Annotated in this window: 13 protein-coding genes; 8 read left to right on the forward strand and 5 right to left on the reverse strand. The window is 48.8% G+C overall.

The genetic code is table 11. The features are described from left to right. Positions 1–46 precede the first annotated feature (46 nt). The 4 genes from IE082_RS00605 to IE082_RS00620 all read right to left on the reverse strand — a co-directional run bounded on the left by IE082_RS00605 (position 47) and on the right by IE082_RS00620 (position 5,181). The gene (locus IE082_RS00605; protein ID WP_189490284.1) at positions 47–1,306 is read right to left on the reverse strand and encodes a hexokinase family protein; all 1,260 of its coding nucleotides are present in this window, start codon (positions 1,304–1,306) and stop codon (positions 47–49) included. Between the two features lie 188 nt (positions 1,307–1,494). Then, the gene (locus IE082_RS00610) at positions 1,495–3,015 is read right to left on the reverse strand and encodes a fumarate hydratase (RefSeq protein WP_189490286.1); all 1,521 of its coding nucleotides are present in this window, start codon (positions 3,013–3,015) and stop codon (positions 1,495–1,497) included. A 55-nt stretch (positions 3,016–3,070) separates the two neighbouring features. Continuing rightward, positions 3,071–4,804, reverse strand: a complete 1,734-nt coding sequence (locus tag IE082_RS00615; protein ID WP_189490288.1) for a glycosyltransferase family protein — start codon at positions 4,802–4,804, stop codon at positions 3,071–3,073. A gap of 110 nt (positions 4,805–4,914) precedes the next feature. Continuing rightward, positions 4,915–5,181, reverse strand: coding sequence for a type B 50S ribosomal protein L31 (locus tag IE082_RS00620; protein ID WP_189490290.1), 267 nt, complete (start codon positions 5,179–5,181; stop codon positions 4,915–4,917). 217 nt (positions 5,182–5,398) lie between these two features. Between IE082_RS00620 and greB the strand changes: the two genes are divergently transcribed. From greB to IE082_RS00655, 7 genes are all read left to right on the forward strand, one after another. Continuing rightward, positions 5,399–5,914, forward strand: coding sequence for a transcription elongation factor GreB (gene greB / locus IE082_RS00625; protein ID WP_189490292.1), 516 nt, complete (start codon positions 5,399–5,401; stop codon positions 5,912–5,914). Positions 5,915–6,329: 415 nt separating this feature from the next. Beyond that, entirely contained in the window at positions 6,330–7,427 is a 1,098-nt protein-coding gene (locus IE082_RS00630) for a serine hydrolase (RefSeq protein ID WP_189490294.1), read from the forward strand. Between the two features lie 124 nt (positions 7,428–7,551). Further along, positions 7,552–11,484: an ATP-dependent RNA helicase HrpA gene (gene hrpA, locus IE082_RS00635; RefSeq protein WP_189490296.1), complete on the forward strand. Its 3,933-nt coding sequence runs from the start codon at positions 7,552–7,554 to the stop codon at positions 11,482–11,484. Positions 11,485–11,508: 24 nt separating this feature from the next. Beyond that, positions 11,509–12,309, forward strand: a complete 801-nt coding sequence (locus IE082_RS00640; RefSeq protein ID WP_189490298.1) for an AzlC family ABC transporter permease — start codon at positions 11,509–11,511, stop codon at positions 12,307–12,309. Further along, positions 12,306–12,644, forward strand: coding sequence for an AzlD domain-containing protein (locus IE082_RS00645; RefSeq protein WP_189490300.1), 339 nt, complete (start codon positions 12,306–12,308; stop codon positions 12,642–12,644). Before IE082_RS00640 ends, IE082_RS00645 begins: the two co-directional genes overlap by 4 nt. Before the next feature lie 118 nt (positions 12,645–12,762). After that, positions 12,763–14,076, forward strand: a complete 1,314-nt coding sequence (gene aptA / locus IE082_RS00650; protein ID WP_189490302.1) for an omega-aminotransferase AptA — start codon at positions 12,763–12,765, stop codon at positions 14,074–14,076. A gap of 31 nt (positions 14,077–14,107) precedes the next feature. Next, positions 14,108–15,604, forward strand: a complete 1,497-nt coding sequence (locus IE082_RS00655) for a CoA-acylating methylmalonate-semialdehyde dehydrogenase (protein WP_189490304.1) — start codon at positions 14,108–14,110, stop codon at positions 15,602–15,604. 65 nt (positions 15,605–15,669) lie between these two features. Here the strand turns inward: IE082_RS00655 and upp are convergent, their stop codons facing one another. Beyond that, positions 15,670–16,320, reverse strand: a complete 651-nt coding sequence (gene upp / locus IE082_RS00660) for a uracil phosphoribosyltransferase (protein WP_189490306.1) — start codon at positions 16,318–16,320, stop codon at positions 15,670–15,672. Positions 16,321–16,661: 341 nt separating this feature from the next. Between upp and IE082_RS00665 the strand changes: the two genes are divergently transcribed. Then, positions 16,662–17,975, forward strand: coding sequence for a solute carrier family 23 protein (locus tag IE082_RS00665; RefSeq protein WP_189490308.1), 1,314 nt, complete (start codon positions 16,662–16,664; stop codon positions 17,973–17,975). The last annotated feature ends 227 nt before the right edge of the window (positions 17,976–18,202 follow it).

Below are 18,202 nucleotides of genomic sequence, written 5' to 3' on the forward strand. Positions count from 1 at the left end.
CAAAAAAACGCCCAATAACCATTGGGTGTTTTTTGGTGATGAAAACTCACATGCTCAATGCTGCCGTGGCTGCACCGATGAAGTTGGCATCAACGCCAGTGTCGTTTTGCATGATGCGCACGGTTACGTTGTCGGGAATCAATCGCGTGAGTGTTTCTTCGACACGTTGAGGGTAGCCGTTGGTCAACCAAAATAACGAACCTTCGGGCAAAATGCCGACAATTTGGGCTTTGTCTGTGGGTAGATCTTGTGCCTTGATGACGCCTGCGAGCGCGGCGGCGACGAGATCTGCGGAGCGATTAATGAGAGCAATGGCGACATGAGACATTGGGCCTTGATAGCGGCGTAACTGCGTCACGTGACCTGCATGGGTGTTTTCGTTGTCTTCTGGATCAAAATCCAAGCCGTCAGGCAATGCCATGCAGGCTTCGCGGCCCACGATCCGACCGTAGATTTTGGCCAAATAGCGGCCACTGACGGCTTTTTCTAAACGCTGGCGACCCGGCGAGTCGTTGGGGTTGTCTGCATCAAGCTCGTCGTCATAGTGTGATAGGCAAGCTGGGTGAAAGTTACCAAGCTCTAAATTCACGGCCATCAATTCATCTTGTCCCCACCGAGCGGCGATGTCGGGGGCGAGTTTGGTGATTTGAGTGGTGCGAAAAAATCCCGCTGCATTCATGCCCGTTCCTGCAATCAAACCCAAATATTGATCACAATCAGGCGACATCCATGCACCCGCAATCAGTGCTGTGACTGTGTCGTTTAAAACGGGGGTTTTCAGGGCTGTATGGCCTTGCGCTGTGATGGCTTGCGTGAGCAGGGCACGCGCAGATTGGCCTATCACGTCGTCAACGTTGATGTTTTTTGTCCAGTTGATGAGTGATGCATCACCGTCTGGTTTGTTTTCGCTGGGGTATGAGAAGCAGTAGCCCAAGTTGAATTCAGGTGGTGGTGAGAGCTTGTTTAATAAGCTCGCTTGTCGGTTAAAAAACTCATCAGCGGAAACATTGCCGGGAATCTGTGCATCAAACATCAGGGTTTTGTCAGCCAACGGGCCATTGATGAATTCGACGGTGTCGGCTGTCATCTTGATGTGTCCCGCGCGCACGTTTGTCCCGCCTGCATCCAAAATGAACGCTTCGCCAGATAAATTCTGTTTGGGCAATTTTAAATACGCAGGTAAAGACTTGATTTGTTGGCCTGCTTGACTCAAGCCTTTGTGAATGTTTGCAGCGAGTTCGTCACGTGCTTGTGTGAGTTGCTCATTGGTCAGCGTCAGCGCGGCGATGGCGTCGTCAAAGTTCATCGGATGTCCCCTCTAATCAGAGTTTTAGTTGTTTAAAAATACTTTTGAAAATTTACCCGCTTTTGCTTGATAGTTCAAGTTCTAATGAGAGCATGGTGCGTTTTATGGTTTTCGTTGCGCGATGGTTTCGGGTAAAGACAATTTTGAAAAAGCCGTGTTGTCATGAACACGGCTTTTTTGATTGGTGATTAAGCTTCAGATGTCTTGAGCTGCTCGATTTTGACTTTCCACTCTTTGGGGCCTGTCTCGTGCACGGATACCCCGTTTGAGTCAACGGCGACCGTGACGGGCATGTCCACGACATCAAACTCATAAATCGCTTCCATTCCCAGATCCGCAAAGCCGACGACCTTGGCTGCTTTAATGGCTTTTGAAACGAGATAAGCAGCACCGCCGACTGCCATGAGGTAGGCAGCTTTGTGCTTTTTGATGGCGTCAATACCCGCTGGGCCACGCTCAGATTTACCAATCATGACGGTCAAGCCCGTTTGAGCTAGCATCATTTCGGTGAATTTGTCCATGCGCGTCGCGGTAGTAGGGCCTGCTGGTCCAACGATTTCATCACGAACAGGGTCAACAGGGCCAACGTAGTAGATGGCACGATTGGTGAAATCCACGGGTAGAGCTTCGCCTTTGGCGAGCATGTCGGCGATGCGCTTGTGTGCCGCGTCGCGGCCAGTCAGCATTTTGCCATTGAGTAATAGTGTTTGACCGGGTTTCCAACTCGCAACTTGCTCTGGCGTGAGTGTGTTTAGGTCAACTCGTTGGCTTTTTTCGGTGTCTGGCGTCCAGTTGACGTTTGGCCATGTGTCGAGTGACGGTGGTGTGAGTACTGCAGGGCCGCTGCCATTGAGGGTGAAATGCGCGTGACGTGTGGCGGCACAGTTGGGCACCATACCGACAGGTAAAGATGCTGCATGAGTTGGATAATCTAAAATTTTCACATCCAAGACGGTGGTCAATCCACCCAATCCTTGTGCGCCAATGCCGAGTGCATTGACCTTTTCATAAAGCTCAATGCGTAATTCTTCGATGCGATTGGATGGGCCGCGCTCCAACAAATCAGACATATCAATTGGCGCCATGATCGATTCTTTGGCCAACAACATTGCTTTCTCAGGCGTGCCGCCAATACCCAAACCCAATATGCCCGGAGGACACCAACCCGCACCCATGGTGGGGACAGTTTTGAGCACCCAGTCCACGATGGAGTCGGACGGATTGAGCATCACCATTTTTGATTTGTTTTCTGAACCACCACCTTTGGCTGCGACGACGACATCCACTTCATCGCCAGCAACAAGTTCGATGTGGACGACAGCGGGTGTGTTGTCTTTGGTGTTGCGGCGTTTGCCTGCTGGATCTTCGAGAACTGAGGCACGCAAGACATTGTCAGGGTGTAAATAAGCACGGCGCACGCCTTCATTGACCATTTCTTGAACGGTCATTTTGCTGTCAAAACGCACATTCATACCGATTTTGAGAAATACAACGCAGATGCCTGTGTCTTGACAAATCGGGCGGCGACCTTCAGCGCTCATGCGGCTGTTGGTCAGGATCTGGGCAATTGCGTCCTTGGCCGCGGGAGCAGCTTCGCGCTCATAGGCTTTGGCCAAGGCTTTGATGTAGTCTTCTGGATGGTAGTACGAAATGTACTGAAATCCATCGGCGATGGAACTGATGAAGTCTTCTTGGGCGATGAGGGTCATGATGGTGTGCTCCGAGGTTTTGAAAAGAATTTTTTGAAAACAAAGTGGATGAACGTTAATTTTGACGAAGTAGTATTAGGGGGTTTTTGCGTTCGACAGGGCGCTCGCCAGACCAAACCTGAGACCATCGTCGACCATCAAGCTCAAAATTAGCCTGTTTGATGTCAATGTTCTTTGCGGCAAGGGCATTGGCTGTGCTCAAAATATATGGACAACGAACCTCTTTGAAAGCCTCTCGCATAGACACAAAAGGCACGTTGGCATAATAACGCATCGCCCCTCTGGTGTTCAATGACAAGTCATTGCCGTGGACACAAGTGGTTTGGACAGGCAGTTGTGCAGCCAGTGATTGGCCAGTGCTTTCGTAGCTGCGTGTTTCGTCAAGCCAAGGCATGGCAAGTGTAGCGAGCAATACCCACACCACGACCAAACCACTCGATGATAGAGCGACTGATTTCCAAATCGCGCGTGGTTGAAAATACAAACGCCAACGTAAGATGGTTAACCAAGCAATAGTCATCACAATGGCAATCAAAAATGGCCACCATTTGAATGCCATTTCAAAGTTTGGTGCCAGTTTATAAATGTTTTCAGAAAGTTGGGAAGGCGCACCAATCCACGCGGTCATCCAAAATAACCAAATGGTTAGAATCAGTGCAGAAAATGTCAGTAATGAAAACCAGTCAATGATGTTGGCTCGTCCACGATTGAGTGTGGCCAGACCAAAAGGAGCCAAAACCAAGAGTCCTGGTGTGAAAAACAACATGGATTCTTCGAATCTTTGTCCTGCGATGAGAAGGTGTAGGGCAGGGACGAGCAACAGTAGAATGCCCAGTGCCATCATGGGGCTTTGCCAGCGCATTTTCCATTGCCACAGACACCAAAGTGCCAAAGGCCAAATGGGCCAAGTGAATATAAAAATATTACGTCCAAAGAATGCCATGTCCTTTGACGAGAGCGGGGCGAAGTGTTGTTGGTCAAGCCATAATTGAAAAAACTCTCCGTCTTGTGCTGCACCAAGATACCAAGCAATCGGAAAGCCTAAACCAAATAGTAATACAACCGGCGACGTCTGCAGGCTCGTGTCGCGCCAATGAACAAAAAACAATACGCCCAGCGTCGCCACCACAAAAAACACAAACAAAGATAAAGGCAAAGTTAAGCCCAGAGCAGCTAATCCTGCCGCCCATGTCCAACGGCTGGTCAGTGGTCGAGTTAAGCTGGCCACTGCACCGTTGAGCCAAAGTAAAATAGCCATCAAAACGGTAGCGCCCTCACTGATATCATGGGTGTGCGCTGCGATACCGTAGGTCGCGATCATCAATAAAACAGCTGAGTCGGCTAACATGCGCGCATAGTCTTTTGCCATCGGTTCGCCGCCAAATGCCAAACGTTGTGGCTGGACCTCGTCACGGTTGCCCAGTCGATAGACCGCACTCCAAAGTAACGTCATACTGAAAAAATCTTGGCAGGCGATGGCAATCTGAGCAGAATGGAATGGACTAAAAATACCACTAAAAATCTTGATAAAAATCGCCCCAATCCAATAAGGCAAAGGACCGACGTCGGTGACAAGCATCCCTGCAACATTGGGCATTAACCAATCTGATAGCGCACCATCAGCCATGGTCAGCATGACCCCAAAACTACCCGCCTCTTGACGCCACAAGCCGCGCCAAGTTAAACCTGGAATGATATAAAGCAAAGCCATGAGCAACATAAAACGACGCGGCAAGAGGGCAGCATCCTGCTGATTCAGGCGCAATGGTGTAGGGATGTTAGGTGGCATGTGGTATTGAAAATTGACAAGCTAAAAGCAAAAAGGCAGCGTCAAGCTGCCTTTTTGTATGAGATTTATGGATGCACATAATGCTGCCCAATCTCATGGGTACGAAACGATTACTCAGCAGCTTTGGTAGCTGGCGTGCGCGAGCCGTATTTGCTGCGGAATTTCTCGACGCGACCAGCGGTGTCGATGATTTTTTGTGTGCCTGTGTAAAAAGGGTGAGATTCAGAAGAAGTCTCTAACTTAACCAGCGGATAAGTTTTGCCCTCAAACTCAATGGTTTCACGTGTGTTAACAGTTGAGCGTGTGACGAATTTAAAGTCGTTAGACATGTCGTGGAAAACCACTTCACGGTAATCAGGGTGAATGCCTTGTTTCATAATGTATCCTTACGGGTTAAGTGGCAGCCAATTGAGCCGCTGAAAAATTATCAGCCATTAACCCAATCACACGCCTAAAATAAAAAGCCGCTCATTATCACATAAGTTGTGACATCCGACAAGCGTCCTGTGGATTTTTCGTCAAAGAAGTCAATTGGCTGTCTTGTTTTAGAAACAGCGGTAGAATCTGCACTTTTAGTTATGGTAATCATCTCCAATGTCTGAATCAAAAATCGCAGCACCAGTCAAAAACTATATGACGCCTGCAGGTTTTGCACGGCTTCGTGCTGAGTTGACAAATCTGGTTGAAATAGAGCGTCCAGAAGTCACTCAAGTGGTTTCATGGGCAGCCAAAAATGGCGACCGTTCAGAAAACGGCGACTATTTGTATGGTAAGAAACGTTTGCGAGAAATTGATCGTCGCATTCGTTTTTTGATTAAGTCACTTGAGAATGCTGCAGTGATTGATCCTGCAGCACAAAAGCACGGCGAGCAAATCTTCTTTGGCGCGACGGTGACCTATTGGCGTGAAGCGGATGAATGCGAGCACCAAGTGGTGATTGTTGGAAAAGATGAGGTGGATACGGCGCGTGGCTGGGTGAGCTGGCACAGCCCTATTGCCAGAGCCATGCTGAAATCGCGTGTCGGCGATGAAGTTCGCGTTCGCCTGCCAGATGGCGTGGATGTGATTGAGATTTTGGATGTTCAGTATGTCGCTCTACAGAAGCTGTGACTTCAGGTGTTGGTTAACCGAATCTTGCCGAGCTTGTTTTTATATTTTCTTGTGACCAACGAGATTGACAAAAACTAATAATTTGTTGCTTTATGGTGCTCGCGCAATGTTTTTGTAGGAATTACCTTTATAAACAGAGTAAAACTGTTTGATTTTTAAAGGATTTTGTCGTAACATTCGTTCCAATCAAAGGTGGTTTTTAGGAATGCTCAACATTATTATTGTCATTCTATCTTCCTTGTTTTTTGCATAAAAAACAAACTTTTAAATTCTGTGGAACAATTTTTGGTTTATGAGCTGTATTTCGTTTAGCGATTGAAACGCAATGAGTGAACATAAAAATAGTATTTCCCACTAGTAGTTGTCCCAATAGCATATTCAATTGGGTCATCAGACTTAAATCATGGAGTACAACATGAAATACCTAAATAATAAACTGGCCATTACTTCTGTGGTGTCAGTTCTTGCGTTGACTTTGGCTTTGCCTGCAACAGCCAAAACCAATAACAAGCCGTCAGCGAAAACACCTGCAGCTGCAGCGAAAAAAGCAGTGGTTAAAACGTCAAATAAAGCCGCAGCAGTTAAACCGAAAGAAACAAAAAAAATTGCGGCTAGTAAAACAGCCAAGCCCGTTGCTTCTGCCAAACAAGTGAATGTGGCTAAGGCCAAACCTGCACCTGTTGTACGCCGCGTTTCTTATGGGCGCCAGTACGGCTTAGATCAAGCATATGATCCATTGAGCTTGCGTGCGAGTGTTGCGCTGGTGGTTGATCAAAATAGCTGGACAACCGTGTATGACAAAAACTCACATTCACAGTTACCGATTGCGTCTATTACCAAACTCATGACCGCGATGGTTACGCTGGATGCAGGTTTGGATATGAGCGAAACCATTACCATTAATGAAGAAGATGCGATGCATTATCGTTCATCACGCCTGGCGACGGGGACGACTTTGACGCGTCGAGATGTGCTCTTGTTGGCATTGATGTCTTCGGATAATCGTGCAGCTTACGCGTTGGGTCGTACTTATCCAGGTGGGCTATATGCCTTTATTCAAGCAATGAACGCCAAGGCGTCTATGCTTGGTATGAGTGGTGCTCGATTTGTTGACCCAAGCGGCTTGTCTGCCTCTAATCAAGCATCTGCTATGGATCTGGCGAAGATGGTTAATGCAGCCTCTCAGTACAAAGTGATTCGTCAGCTTTCTACCGCTGAGTCAGCTACTGTTTATACGCCATCTGGCCGCCAATTGGTTTATCATAACAGCAATCGCCTAATTTCTCGCAACATGGGCTGGAACATTGGACTCCAAAAAACAGGTACATTGACTGCAGCAGGTAAGTGTGTAGTGATTCAAGCCTTTATTAATGGCGCGCCAAAAATTATTGTGTTGCTTGATTCTGCCAATGCAAACTCGCGTGTCACTGATGCTCAAGCGATTAAAGACTGGCTCGAAGCAGGTGGTGCAGGCACCATTTCAAGTGTGCGTCGCACGGCTGAAAATAGCTGATGCATGATGACTTAAAGAAAAAGCCTTCCTTGTGAAGGCTTTTTCTTTCTGCAGTATTGGCTCAAAGAGTGAACCACTAAAAAGAAATATCTGTTAGGGCAACACGTCCAACAAACATTAACTCATGAATACAAAAGAATCTCAGAAACAGCACGATACGTCACATTCTTCTAAACAGCGCGGTGAGCATCGCCTTAAGGCGCGAGCTCGTCCAGCATCGGATGGCCGAATTAAAGGCACTAAAATAAATCGAGCTGTTGATTCTGTTGTGGCGGAAAAGTTTAAAGCCAGTATTGAGTTTCCAGAGGCTTTGCCTGTCAGTGCGGAGCGCACCAAAATCTGCGAACTGATTCAAAATCACCAAGTCATCATCGTTTGTGGTGAGACGGGCTCGGGCAAAACCACGCAGTTACCAAAAATGTGCTTGTCATTGGGGCGTGGCATTGGCGCGGGAGGGCTTGGCTTAATTGGTCACACGCAGCCACGACGGCTGGCTGCGACGAGCACGGCCAAACGAATTGCTGAAGAGCTCAATACACCACTGGGCGAGGTGGTGGGTTATAAAATTCGTTTTCAGGACAGGTTGCATGATGGGGCGTCTGTTAAGTTAATGACCGATGGGATTTTGCTGGCCGAGACGCAGACCGATAAACTGCTGAGTCAGTACGACACCATCATCATTGACGAGGCGCACGAGCGCAGTTTAAACATCGATTTTTTGATGGGCTACATCAAAGAAATTTTGCCTAAGCGGCCTGATTTAAAGCTCATTATCACTTCCGCGACGATTGATGCGGAGAGGTTCTCCAAACATTTTGCCAATGAGCAAGGTGACGCACCGATTATTAACGTCAGTGGTCGCACGTATCCAGTCGAAGTGCGCTATCGACCGATTCAGGCGAATGAAAATGACAAAGACCGTGATTTATATGACGGCATTGTTGATGCGGTTGATGAGTTGGCGCGTGAAGGTTCAGGCGATGTACTGGTGTTTTTGCCAGGGGAGCGCGAGATTCGCGAGGCGGCTGAGAGCTTGCGAAAGCACCATCCGCCACACGTCGAAATTTTACCGTTGTTTGCTCGACTGACCGCAGCAGAGCAGGAGCGAATTTTTAAACCATCAAATGCTCGACGCATTGTCCTTGCGACGAATGTGGCAGAGACCTCACTGACAGTGCCTGGGATTCGCTACGTGGTAGATTCAGGTTTGGCGCGGGTGAAACGTTACTCGTACCGTCAAAAAGTTGAGCAACTACAAATAGAATCCATCTCAAAAGCGGCGGCGAATCAACGTTCAGGGCGTTGCGGGCGTGTCGCAGCGGGGGTGTGTATTCGCTTGTATGATGAGGCAGAGTTCATTGCGCGGCCTGATTTTACAGACCCTGAGATTTTGCGCTCATCACTCGCCAGTGTGATTTTGCGCATGAAGGCGTTGGGATTGACATCGATTGAAGAGTTCCCCTTTGTCCAAGCACCGCTTAATCGGGCGATTGTCGATGGTTATCATTTGTTACAAGAACTCGGTGCGATTGATGACAAATACCGTTTGACGTCGATTGGTAATAACATTGCCAAACTACCCATTGATCCGAAAGTTGCCCGCATGATGCTCGCTGCGCGTGATGAAGGCGCTTTGCGCGAAATGCTCATTATTGCCAGCGCGCTGTCGGTAAAAGATGTGCGCGATCGCCCTGTCGATGTGCGTCCTCAGGCTGACGCTGCACATGCCAAATTCAACGACCCACGCTCTGAGTTTCTCACCTACCTAAAAATTTGGACGTGGTTTGAAAATGCAGTTGAGCACAAAAAGTCGAATCGCCAGCTTCAGGACAAATGCCGAGAAAATTTCCTCTCGCCGCTGAGACTTCGTGAGTGGCGCGACGTTCACACGCAGTTATCAAGCATGGTTAAGGAAATGGGGTGGCGCATCAATGAAGTGGAGCCGACGCATGAGCAACTCCATTGTGCGCTGCTCGCAGGATTGCTCGGTAACATCGGTTACAAAAATGACAAGGTGGATATAGCGGACAAGAATAAAACTGGGCAACGCCAACAATACTATCTCGGCGCACGCGGCATTCAGTTTTATCTCTGGCCAGGTTCGAGCGTGTCGAAGAAAAATGCACAGTGGGTCATGGCTGCCGAATTGGTGGAGACCTCACGCTTGTTCGCTCGGACGTTGGCAAAAATCGAACCACAGTGGTTAGAGAAGCTCGGTGCACATTTGCTCAAAAAATCGTACTCAGAACCACGATGGCGAAAACGCGCAGGACAGGTTCAAGCCGACGAGCGCGCGACATTGTATGGTCTCGTGGTGTACAGCCAACGACCTGTGAATTACTCGCGCATTGATGCTGTGCATGCACGCGAGATATTCATTCGCGAAGGGGTGGCGACGCATGATTTAGAAGGGCGCTTTCCGTTCATCACGCACAATCGCCAACTCATCGCGCAGATTGAAAACATTGAGCATAAATCACGTCGGCAGGATGTGCTGGTTGATGATGAGTTAATCGTCGCATTTTACGATTCGGTGATTCCTGCGGATATCTGTAACACACGCGCTTTACAAAAATGGCACGACGAAGTCACTCGTGCGAACCCCAAAATTCTGTACCTTTCACGCGATGAACTCATGCGCCACGAGGCGGCTGGGGTGACCACGGATGTATTTCCGAAAGTCATGAATGTGTCGGGTGTGGACTGCGCATTGACGTATCACTTTGAGCCGAACTCGCCGCGCGATGGCGTGACGCTGACGGTTCCGATTGCATTGCTCAATCAGGTTTCTGCGCATCAGTGCGATTGGTTGGTGGCGGGTATGGTTAAACCGAAAGCGCAAGCGTTGCTCAAATCATTGCCTCAGAAATTGCGTCGTCACTGTGTACCTTTGCCTGATTATGTCGATGAGTTCATTGAGTGGGCGAATGCTGAGAAAAAATCATCAGATAAGTTTGTGATTGATGCGTTGATTGAGTTCTATCGTTTGAAAACGCAGCAACTCATCAAAGCCACAGACTTTAAAACAGAGACGTTGCCCGCGCATTCGTTCATGAATTTTAAACTTGTCGATGAGTATGGTCGACAGCTTGAGATGAGTCGAAATCTGTCTTTGTTGCGCACGCATTTTGGTGGACAAGCACGCGCATCTTTTCAAGAAGCTGTGCCGAAAACCGATGTGCGTGAAACGGCGGTACCTGCTATTACAACTTGGGATTTTGGTGTGTTGCCTGAGCTGATGGAGTTGCAAAAAGGCGATAAAAAATTATATGGTTACCCTGCTTTACAAGCGCATGGTACGCACTGTGAGCTATCTGTGTGGGATGAGGAGTCGGTTGCACAGACGGTGCATGTCCAAGGTGTGCTGTGTTTGGCGCGTTTACAGCTTGCGGACACGATGAAGCATTTGGAGAAAAATATTCCTGATGCGATCAATATGGGGATGCTGTACACGGGATTAACCGCTGACAGTTTAGATGCTTTAAAGTCAGACATCGTGCAAGTGGCATTGCAACGTGCGTGTGGTTTGTCGGATGCGTCGCAAACACCGCGCGATGCGGAGAGCTTTAATCAAATGGTGGTTCAGGCGAAAACCCGCGTTGGGTTGATTGTTCAAGAGGTCTCGCGTCTGGTGCTGAATATTTTGACTGAGTGGCAAGCTGCGAGCAAAAAGCTCATGGGCGTTAAGCCGCATGTCAATACGTATCAAGACATTCAGTCGCAAGTCGAAAAACTCACACCGAAACGATTTTTGTTAAACACACCCTATACGCAATTGGCACATTATCCGCGTTACTTTAAAGCGATTGTATTACGTATGGATAAGCTGAAAAATGATGCCACGCGCGACACTCAAATCATGCGGGATATGTTGCCTTTGATTCAAAACTGGCAGCGTGCGGTGAATGAGCGACAGGGTGCTTTGGATGATGCACTGGTACAGTTTCGCTGGTTATTGGAGGAGTTGCGTGTGGGGTTGTTTGCGCAGGAGCTTCGCACGCCGATGCCTGTGTCGGTCAAACGGCTTTATAAAGTGTGGGAAAGTATGCAGCGGTGAGATTGATATTTAAAGGGGAGATGAATGAATAAATTGTGTCGTTTGTTTGGTGTAAAGCTAGATGGTCATGCTCAGAAGCTTGAGTTTGACGCAGCCATACGTGATGGGCTTCAAACCATTAGCAGCACTGTGCCTGCGATGATGATTTGGGCTGTGGTGACTGCGGCTGCGATGATGGGGGCTGGGATGCCGCCGTTGTATGTGTTGCTGATTAACCTCGTGGTTTATGCGGCGTCTGCTCAGCTGGCGGTGTTGGCGATGTTGATTGCGGGCGCACCGATGGTGATGATTTGGCTGACGGCATGTGTGGTGAATTTGCGGTTTGTGATTTTTAGTGCGTCGTTGAAACCCTATTTTCAGCACTTGCCGTTCAAACATCGTTGGTTATATGGTTTTTTGAATGGTGATATTAATTCGATGTTGTTCAATCATCGTTATCGCAATGAGGTGCCCACACAGGCGTCTGTACAACAAACAGGGTTTTTCTTGGGCATGGCGTTGACCAATTATTTGGTGTGGCAGGTTGGTACGGTGGCCGGTGTGTTGTTGGCCAGTTTGATTCCAGCCGAGTGGGGGTTGAAATTGGCGGCGGCTCTGACATTGCTGGTGTTGGTGATTAAGATTGTTGACCATTGGGCTGCGGTGGTAGGATGCTTGGTGACGGCTTTGGTGGCGTTGTTTTTTCAGTTTTTGCCGTTTAATCTGTGGATTTTCTTGGCGATTATTGTGGGAGTGGCCGCGGCACTGCTAGTGGAAACCGTTTGGCCGAATGGTTACTTGAATCAAAGCGCCAGATTGAGAGCGGTGCAGAGGGAGGTCTCATGACTGGAGCAGCACATTTTTGGATGCTGGCCGCAGTGGCTGGACTTGCGGTAACGACAGTGGTGACTCGGGGATTCTTTTTATTCACGCCGTCGAGCTTTGTTTTGCCACGCTTGGTGCAACGTGCGCTGAAATACGCACCGACCGCGGCGATTGTGGCGGTGATTACCCCTGATATTTTGATGCAGGGCGGCCAAGTAGATTTGAGTTGGCACAACAAAGCGTTGATTGCCACCTTGGTGGCCAGTGTTGTGTTTGTCTGGCGGCAAAGTTTGTTGTTGATGATTGCGGTTGGGATGTTGGTTTATACCGTATTGAGGCTGGGATTCGGGTGGTGATTTTGACGAAGTGGTACGCTGCTGGCGCAAAAAGTGTATCTGTGAACAGACCAATTTAGTGGCTATAGTGATTGAGAGTTGGCTTTATCACCCATTATCTAATTTTTCGGAGCATTTCATGAGTACTAACTTGGACAATCTGTGGATGCCATTCACAGCCAATAAGCAGTTTAAGGCTGCACCACGCCTGCTGGTTTCTGCCAAAGGCATGTATTACACCAGCCATGACAACCGCCAGATTCTCGATGGCACAGCAGGTTTGTGGTGTGTGAATGCGGGGCATGGTCGTGAGCAGATTGTCAATGCGATTACTGAGATGGCCAATATACTGGATTATGCACCGATGTTTCAGATGGGGCACCCCAAAGTATTTGAAGCGGCGACGAAATTGGCAGAAATCACGCCTGAGGGCATGAATAAAGTGTTTTTCACCAATTCTGGTTCTGAGGCGGTGGATTCGGCCTTAAAAATGGTGTTGACCTATCATCGTGCGAATGGCCAAGCGCAGCGCACAAAATTCATCGGCCGCGAGCGTGGTTATCATGGTGTGGGTTTTGGCGGCATTTCGGTCGGTGGTATTGGCGGTAATCGTAAGCACTTTTCGGCGAACCTCATGGTGGGTGTTGACCATTTGCCGCACACGTTGAGCATTGAGCACGCCGCTTTTAGCCGTGGCGAGCCTGAGTGGGGCGCGCATTTGGCGGATAACTTAGAAAATATTTTGGCATTGCATGATCCATCGACGATTGCTGCGGTCATTGTGGAGCCTTTGGCTGGTTCAACGGGGGTGCTGATTCCACCGAAAGGTTACCTCAAACGTTTACGCGAATTGTGTGATAAACACGGTCTGTTGTTGATTTTTGACGAAGTGATTACGGGTTTTGGTCGTTTGGGCACGCCATTTGCTGCGCAATATTTTGATGTCATACCTGATGTCATGACGTTGGCAAAAGGTTTGAACAACGCGGCGGTACCAATGGGAGCGGTGGTCTGCCGTGATGAAATTTATGAAACGGTAGTGAATGCGGCGCCTGAGAGCGCGATTGAGTTTTTTCATGGTTATACCTACACAGGTCATCCATTGGCAGCGGCTGCGGCTTGCGCGACACTGGACGTATACCGCGACGAAAAACTATTTGAGCGTGCAGCCAGTCTGTCGCAGCACTTTGAAAATGAAATCCACAAACTTCGCAGTGCGCCACATGTCAAAGACATCCGTAACCTTGGATTGGTCGGCGGCGTGGAGCTGAGTTCGCGAGATGGTGCAGTGGGTGCTCGTGCGTATGAGACTTTCCTCAAGTGTTATGAGGCGGGTGTGCTCGTGCGATACACAGGGGACATCTTGGCTTTCTCGCCACCACTCATTGTCTCCGAAGATGAAATTACGCGCATTTTCGCCACGGTCGGTGAAGCATTAAAAGCCGTTGCCTAACAACATCATTAATAGAGACAAAGGAAATGGAATGAATACGATTTTTAACTGGGTCAATAACGCGCCTGCTTCCAGTGATTCAACCCGCCGCAATGAAGTCACGAATCCAGCCACAGGCGCTGTCATCAGAGAAGTAGTTTTGTCTTCTGCTGACGATGTGAATCAAGCCGTTGCTGCGGCACAGGCCGCATTCCCAACATGGCGTGATACACCGCCCTTGCGTCGCGCGCGCATCATGATGAAGTTTCGTGAATTGCTCGAAATCAATCGCGATAAGCTCGCCGCATTGATTACTGAAGAGCATGGCAAAACCTTTGACGATGCGCAAGGCTCGGTGACGCGTGGCATCGAGGTGGTTGAGTTTGCACAAGGCATCGCGCACATGCTCAAAGGCGAGATTGCTGAAAATGTCGGTACGGGTGTGGATTCGCACTCGTTGCATCAGCCGCTCGGGGTTTGTGCTGGCATTACACCGTTTAACTTTCCTGCCATGGTACCGTTGTGGATGTTTCCGATGGCGATTGCGTGCGGTAATACCTTTGTACTCAAACCTTCTGAAAAAGTACCGTCTTGCTCAATGTTACTCGCTCAGTTGGCCAAAGAGGCAGGCTTGCCTGACGGCGTTTTGAATATTGTCAATGGTGATAAAGAGGTGGTGGATGCGCTGCTCACGCATGATGATGTGAAAGCCGTGTCGTTTGTTGGCTCAACACCGATTGCTAAATATATTTATCAAACAGCCGCAGAACACGGTAAACGTGTGCAGGCTTTAGGCGGTGCAAAAAATCACGGTGTGGTCATGCCTGATTGTGATTTGGAGTTCACCGTTAATGCGCTCATGGGCGCAGCGTATGGCTCAGCAGGTGAGCGTTGTATGGCAATTTCAGTGGCGGTTGCCGTCGGTGATGTCGCTGATGTGTTAGTTGCGAAGTTGGCAGAAAAAGCGGCTGCACTCAAAATCAACAATGGCATGGTCACAGGTACCGAAATGGGTCCAGTCATCTCCGCGGCTCACCGAGACAAAGTGATTGGTTACATTAATGCGGGTCAAAACGAAGGTGCGACGCTCGTCGTCGATGGTCGTGGTGTATCGGTTGATGGTCATGAGAACGGCTTTTTCGTCGGTGGCACGTTGTTTGATCACGTCACGCCTGAGATGACGATTTATAAAGAGGAAATTTTCGGCCCTGTTCTGTGCGTGGTTCGTGTGGCGACATTGGAGGATGCGATTGCACTGATTAACCGCAACATGTACGCCAACGGTACAGCTGTTTTCACCAGTAATGGCGCGGTGGCGCGACGTTTTGAAAACGCGATTGAGGTCGGTATGGTGGGTGTGAATGTGCCTATCCCAGTACCTATTTCGTTCTTCTCTTTTGGTGGCTGGCGCAATTCGCTGTTTGGTGACCAACACATCTATGGGCCCGAGGCGATTCGCTTTTATACCCGTAGCAAAGTCATCACGCGTCGTTGGCCTGAATCAGGCATGGCTCATGCCAACTCATTCGTGATGCCGACGTTGGGCTGATTGATAAAAAACCGCTTGTGTTGATACAAGCGGTTTTTTATGGGTGTTAACCATCGTTGTGTCTTTTAGCCTTTTGTGCCAAAAATACGATCACCCGCATCGCCTAAGCCTGGGACGATGTAAGCGTGTTCATTGAGCATTTCATCGAGTGAGGCGACGTATACTTTAATCTCTGGATGAGCTGCGTGAAAAACTTTGATGCCTTCTGGTGCAGCGACGAGCGCGAGGAAACGGATGTTTTCTGGTGTGACACCTCGCTTGATGAGGACGTCAACGGCATGGATGGCGGAATAACCTGTTGCAAGCATGGGGTCGCAGAGGATGAATAATCGCCCTTCAGTTTCGGGCAATCGCACGTAGTACTCTACAGGGCGATTATCCACTGCACGGTAGAGACCAATGTGGCCTTGGCGTGCGGAGGGGAGAAGATCAAGTAGTCCGTCTGCCATGCCGAGACCCGCGCGAAGGACGGGAACAATGGCGACTTTTTTGCCTGCGATGACGGGTGCGGCGAGGTCACACAGTGGTGTTTTGATGTCTTTCGTTGTCATGGGGAGGTCGCGGGTGAGTTCATAACCCATGAGCAGCGTGAGTTCGCGAAGCAGTGCACGGAATGTGCGGGTCGACGTTTGCTCGTCACGCATGTGTGAGAGTTTGTGGGCAACGAGCGGGTGATTGACGACGTACAGATTTGGGTGATTGGGGTGTGGGGTCATGGTGTGGCGATAGGTGGGTTGATGATGGTGGAATTTTAGCAGGGTGTTTGCGAAAGTTCACAGAAAGTTGTGTGATATCTTGCCAATTTTATCTCTAAAATTTTTGAAGTGGTTCTGTAGTAATGAGTTATAGCGCAATGATCCCAGTAAGGGATGTGCTAATTTTATGTGGTCATGAGTTTGGTTTTTTTGTTGTTTTGCGTATTTCTTTGGTGGTGGATAAAGGGAAATTCACTTTTTAGACATTTTTTGAAGGCGGCGATAAGTGCCTACGGTATAATTTTCGGGTTTCGCTGACAAGTGAGTTTGTGAATTAATTTGTATTAAGACAGGAGAATGAAATGGCGGGAGACTTTTTTCCAACATGGACTGAAAAACATCATGGCGTGATTGCCCCTGATGAGCGTTTGCCTATGGGACAGACCGCTATGATGGGGGTTCAGCATGTCATTGCCATGTTTGGTGCGACGATTTTGGGGCCCTTGTTGATGGGGTTTGACCCAAATGTGGCGATTCTAATGTCTGGTATTGGCACTTTATTGTTTTTTGTGGTGACTGCTGGTCGCGTGCCGAGCTATCTTGGCTCGAGCTTTGCATTTATTGGACCTGTGGCGGCTGCGACAGCATACACGGCAGCGTTCACGCCGAATCCCAATGTGTCGGTGGCTCTGGGTGGGATTGTGGTGTGTGGCGTGGTTTATTTTTTGATGGGGGTGCTGGTGCACTTCATGGGCACATCGTGGATAGAAAAACTCATGCCACCTGTGGTCACGGGGGCTGTGGTGGCGGTAATCGGCTTAAATCTCGCCGGTGTAGCGGTGATGGGGGCTAAGGCGTCAAGCGCAGATGCGTGGTACATGATGATGACGGTGGTGTGTATTGCAGCGACAGCGGTGTTTGGTGCGGGGATGATTCGACGATTGCTGATTTTGGTGGGGTTGCTGCTGGCGACACTTTTGTACGTGTTGTTTGTCAACGTGCTTGGTTGGGGTGTTGGTGGTGAGCATGGGGCTAAGGCTTTCGATTTCTCAAAGGTCTCTGATGCGCCATGGTGGGGTGTGCCGACACTGACATCGCCTGTATTTGACACACAGGCGATTTGGCTGATTGCACCGATTGCGGTGATTCTCATTGCAGAGAATCTTGGTCATCTACGCGCAATCAGCGGAATGATGGGCAAGGATATGAATCCGTACATGGGGCGTGCTTTTATGGGTGACGGCTTGGCGACGGCTTTGTCTGGGTTCTTTGGTGGTACTGGTGTGACAACCTACGCAGAGAACATCGGCGTGATGGCGGTGACCAAAATTTACTCAACATTGGCTTTCGTTTTTGCAGGTGTATTTGCGATTTTGTTGGGGTTCTCGCCTAAAGTGGGTGCTTTGATTGCTTCGATTCCTGCGCCTGTTTTGGGTGGTGTTTCGATTGTGGTGTTTGGATTGATTGCGGTGGCTGGGGCGAAAATCTGGGTGGACAATAAGGTTGATTTCTCTAAGAATCATAATCTGATTGTCGCGGCTGTGACTTTGATTGTTGGGGCGGGCAATATGTCGTTGCACATTGGTTCGTTTGAATTGGGGGGGATTGGTGTGGCGACATTTGGTGCCATTATTTTGTATGCGTTTTTGCGCTTGGGTGCTAATCGTATTGATTGATTACTTTCATCTGCACGAAAACTGTGCAAATCATACTGAAGAACTATTCGATTGTTAAAAAACCACCCGAATGGGTGGTTTTTTATACAAGGAATGCACCAAAACGAAGAAATTGCACCAAAATAATGCAATAATGAGGTGGTTGCACCAAAATAAACCAAAAGCCAAAAACCCGCTTCGCCTAAGATAGACACCAGTTGAAACGCGCGCACTATGCACCACAAAGC

Source organism: Formosimonas limnophila, from assembly GCF_014652675.1.
Taxonomy (GTDB): domain Bacteria; phylum Pseudomonadota; class Gammaproteobacteria; order Burkholderiales; family Burkholderiaceae; genus Hydromonas; species Hydromonas limnophila.

Bases quoted from the DNA above. Each gene is read 5' to 3' on its own strand.
- IE082_RS00615 (WP_189490288.1), bottom strand. From the start codon at position 4,804: ATGCCACCTAACATCCCTACACCATTGCGCCTGAATCAGCAGGATGCT.
- upp (WP_189490306.1), bottom strand. From the start codon at position 16,320: ATGACCCCACACCCCAATCACCCAAATCTGTACGTCGTCAATCACCCG.
- IE082_RS00630 (WP_189490294.1), top strand. From the start codon at position 6,330: ATGAAATACCTAAATAATAAACTGGCCATTACTTCTGTGGTGTCAGTT.
- aptA (WP_189490302.1), top strand. From the start codon at position 12,763: ATGAGTACTAACTTGGACAATCTGTGGATGCCATTCACAGCCAATAAG.
- IE082_RS00610 (WP_189490286.1), bottom strand. From the start codon at position 3,015: ATGACCCTCATCGCCCAAGAAGACTTCATCAGTTCCATCGCCGATGGA.
- IE082_RS00620 (WP_189490290.1), bottom strand. From the start codon at position 5,181: ATGAAACAAGGCATTCACCCTGATTACCGTGAAGTGGTTTTCCACGAC.
- IE082_RS00640 (WP_189490298.1), top strand. From the start codon at position 11,509: ATGAATAAATTGTGTCGTTTGTTTGGTGTAAAGCTAGATGGTCATGCT.
- IE082_RS00665 (WP_189490308.1), top strand. From the start codon at position 16,662: ATGGCGGGAGACTTTTTTCCAACATGGACTGAAAAACATCATGGCGTG.
- IE082_RS00605 (WP_189490284.1), bottom strand. From the start codon at position 1,306: ATGAACTTTGACGACGCCATCGCCGCGCTGACGCTGACCAATGAGCAA.
- IE082_RS00645 (WP_189490300.1), top strand. From the start codon at position 12,306: ATGACTGGAGCAGCACATTTTTGGATGCTGGCCGCAGTGGCTGGACTT.
- IE082_RS00655 (WP_189490304.1), top strand. From the start codon at position 14,108: ATGAATACGATTTTTAACTGGGTCAATAACGCGCCTGCTTCCAGTGAT.
- greB (WP_189490292.1), top strand. From the start codon at position 5,399: ATGTCTGAATCAAAAATCGCAGCACCAGTCAAAAACTATATGACGCCT.
- hrpA (WP_189490296.1), top strand. From the start codon at position 7,552: ATGAATACAAAAGAATCTCAGAAACAGCACGATACGTCACATTCTTCT.